Raw genomic sequence first — 3501 nt, 5'->3', positions numbered from 1 at the left:
AGCCGATGCAGATGTGTCGGCTTTCTTCAATTTGAGAGTGATAAATAGATGCAAAAAAGCGAACTCCAAACGCCCTATTTTATGATTGATGAATCACAGTTGATCGCGAACCTAGAAATCGCGAAGCAGCTCAAAGAGATGTCGGGCGTCAAACTCGTCTTAGCTTTAAAATGCTTCTCTACTTGGGGAGTGTTTGACATCATCAAACCTTACTTAGATGGCACCACCAGCAGTGGCCCATTTGAAGTAAAATTAGGTTACGAAACGTTTGGTGGTGAAACTCACGCCTATAGCGTTGGCTACAGTGAAGCTGATGTTAAAGAAGTGGCCGATATTTGCGACAAAATGATTTTTAATTCGCAATCCCAGTTGGCCGCTTACCGTCATTTAGTTGAAGGCAAGGCGTCATTGGGTTTACGTTTAAACCCCGGCGTGAGTTACGCTGGGCAAGATCTTGCCAATCCCGCACGTCAGTTTTCTCGTTTAGGTGTTCAAACAGACCATATTGATAACTCAGTGTTCGATACTATCAATGGCGTGATGTTCCATATGAACTGTGAGAACAAAGATGCTGATGCGTTCATTGCGTTATTAGATTCGATCTCTGAGCGTTTTGGCCAATATCTGGATAAGTTAGATTGGGTCAGCCTAGGCGGTGGTGTGTTCTTCACTTGGCCTGGTTATCCGCTAGAAAAATTAGCATTAGCGCTTAAGGCCTTTTCAGAAAAGCATCAGGTTCAGCTTTATCTTGAACCGGGTGAGGCGATCATCACGAAAACGGCTGATTTAGTGGTGACTGTCGTCGATATCGTTGAAAATGGCATGAAAACAGCGATTGTTGATTCGGCAACTGAAGCGCATCGTTTAGACACACTGATTTACAAAGAGCCTGCGGCTATCTTAGAAGCGAGTGCGAACGGTGAACATGAGTATGTCATTGGCTCGTGTTCTTGCTTAGCGGGTGATCAATTTTGTGTGGCTTCATTTGAACAGCCATTATCGATTGGTCAGCGGTTGCATATCATGGATAGCGCGGGCTATACCATGGTGAAATTGAATTGGTTTAATGGCCTTAAAATGCCTTCCGTGTATTGTCAACGCAGTACAGGAGAGCTTCAGAAACTGAATGAATTTGGCTATGAAGACTTTAAACGTTCATTATCTCAATGGTCGGTAAACTGATGACAATAGGCCTCACCATACAGTGGGTGAGGCCTATTTTTGTAAAATCACACCTTAGAGTTTAAAGCTTTTCATTCTTTCGTCTAATTGGCGTGAAAGAGCGGCCAAGGTTTCACTCTCTTCTGCCAAATAGTTTGCCGATTGTGACATCTCCAATGCTGAATCGTTAATGCCACTGACGTTACGGTTCATTTCTTCGGCCACTGCACTTTGTTCTTCTGCCGCAGTGGCGATTTGAATTGCTTTATCACTCACATGCTGAATATGACTGACGATCAAGGAAAGATCGCTGCCTGCATTTTCTGCCCGCTCCACACTGTTATAAGCGAGATCTTGGCTTTTTTGCATCGCGTTTGATGTACTAACGGCCAGTTGCTGTAAGCGGTTAATGGTGGTTTGGATTTGGTCAGTGGAATGATGGGTACGGCTAGCTAAATTTCTGACCTCGTCGGCGACCACTGCGAATCCTCTACCTTGTTCTCCAGCACGTGCGGCTTCAATCGCTGCATTTAGTGCAAGTAAATTGGTTTGTTCAGAAATGCCGCTGATCACTGTGGTAACTTCACTGATTTGCATCACGCCTTCTTTGAGTTTGTGCACTTGCTCAGTAGCCACTTCCAGCTCTTTTGAGAGCGCTTTAATGCTGTCCACACTGGAATGTACGTCTTTATCGCCTAAGCCGGCTTCTTTGCTGGCATCCAATGTGTCTCTTGCTGTCTCTTCTGCATGGCCTGCAACATCGGCAACAGTCGCACTCATTTCATTCATCGCGGTTGCGAGCTGACTTAATTGGTCACGTTGGCTGGTCACCGCTTGGCTAGTTTCTTCCGCAGAAGAAGCGATGCGAATGGCGGCCTCTGCAAGCAGGTTTGCTGAGGTGACCGACTCGGTTAATGCTAAACGCACTGCGCTTACACTGTCATTGATACGACATGCCACAATGCCAATCTCATCTTCTCCCATTACTGGGACTTGTGCGGTTAAATCGCCGCTTGCCACTTTTTTCATGACTTCTTTAATTGACTCTAACGGCATAATGATGGCTCGGCTGATGACCACCCCAAGCGTTGCCATCACAAACACAACTGCCAATGTCGCTCCTCCCATCTTGAGGATCTGTTTGTTGATTGCTTCTTCAATGTCATTGATGAGCATGCCTGAGCCGATAATCCAATGCCACGGCGCAAACCCGTGGACTGCCGATAATTTCTCTGCGGGTGTTCCACTGTTAGTCTGCCAAGGATATGTCAACGTGCCTTGTTGACCATTTTTGCCAAGTTCAACCATAGTGAACCAAAACTCGCCTTGCGTATCTTTTCCTGGGCTTCCCATCTGTTTGCCAACCAAATCAGTGCGAATCGGATGGGCAATGGTGTAACGAGACTCATCGATAGCAAAAAGATAGTTGTTGCTGTCAAAACGTGTGTTGTTGATGAGTATTTTCGCCTGTGATTTAGCTTCGTCTTCGGGGAGTGTTTTCTGAAGGTGTGAGATTTGTGAGAGGAGAGTATCGATAACTGCGTTCAACCTCGCTTCACGCTCTACGACTAAGTTACTTCTCAGCGCGCTAGTTGCAATGAACAGTAAGCTCAATAAGCCAACAATTGCAACCGCGATAATAGCGGTCAGCTTGTAGCTGACCTTAATATTTTCAAGCTTCAACATGACGTTACCACCATTAAAACAACCCAACCTTATTGCTGGGCATATTGGTTTACCTGTTGTACTTGAGGTTACCGTGATGTTGGTTACGTTGATTGCCAGAGTCACAAGGTTTGTTAATGCTCATTAGTAATCATCCGTTTATCCATCTGACGGCGTCTTCAAGTTATTCGGCATCTAGGATTTGCAGGCTTAGATTAATTATGGTTACCCGCTCTCTAATATTGGAATATGGTCGTCATTTCGCGAATGCAATTAGTTGATTTTGTTAACTGAATCACAACTTTAATCTTACTTAATAGATAGTGAGGTCGATAAAAAAGGAAGCATCAGCTTCCTTTTTTCGGGGGCGTAAACGAGATTACACTTCTAATATCACGCGCGTATCTTCACTGAGCGCTTCAAGCTCATCGGCTACGTCTTCAATTTGTATCGCAGCAGGGAGCTTGATGGCTAGGTTGGCGGTAAATAAACTTGAGCTGACACCGCCGCCACCCGCAATAAAAACGCGTTGGCAATCCATATCTAAAATATTGATACCTTGATTATCAAGAAGGTGGGTGATTTCGTTGACGATGCCTGCACGGTCGTTTGCATCAATCCGCAGTTGGTAAATCGTTTCTTTTTCGTGTTGATGTACGTCAGAATCAACAATCT

General features: G+C 45.0%; 2 protein-coding genes and 1 pseudogene. 1 reads left to right on the top strand and 2 read right to left on the bottom strand.

The genetic code is table 11. The annotated features are described in order from the left end of the window. The first annotated feature begins 48 nt into the window (after positions 1–48). The gene (nspC, locus tag B9J87_RS08820; RefSeq protein ID WP_017046172.1) at positions 49–1182 is read left to right on the top strand and encodes a carboxynorspermidine decarboxylase; all 1134 of its coding nucleotides are present in this window, start codon (positions 49–51) and stop codon (positions 1180–1182) included. A 54-nt stretch (positions 1183–1236) separates the two neighbouring features. On the opposite strand, the gene B9J87_RS08815 is transcribed toward nspC, so the two are convergent. Both B9J87_RS08815 and B9J87_RS08810 read right to left on the bottom strand, forming a co-directional pair. Next, positions 1237–2847, bottom strand: a complete 1611-nt coding sequence (locus tag B9J87_RS08815) for a methyl-accepting chemotaxis protein (protein WP_026027718.1) — start codon at positions 2845–2847, stop codon at positions 1237–1239. Between the two features lie 358 nt (positions 2848–3205). After that, positions 3206–3501: pseudogene (locus B9J87_RS08810) on the bottom strand (glycine cleavage system protein R); the annotation flags it as partial.

The sequence above is a fragment of the Vibrio sp. V19_P1S1T109 genome, assembly GCF_002241375.1.
Lineage (GTDB): Bacteria > Pseudomonadota > Gammaproteobacteria > Enterobacterales > Vibrionaceae > Vibrio > Vibrio anguillarum.
This window is presented reverse-complemented; position numbering and strand designations above follow the sequence as displayed.

Coding starts and splice junctions, on each gene's coding strand:
- nspC (WP_017046172.1), top strand. CDS start 49: ATGCAAAAAAGCGAACTCCAAACGCCCTATTTTATGATTGATGAATCA.
- B9J87_RS08815 (WP_026027718.1), bottom strand. CDS start 2,847: ATGTTGAAGCTTGAAAATATTAAGGTCAGCTACAAGCTGACCGCTATT.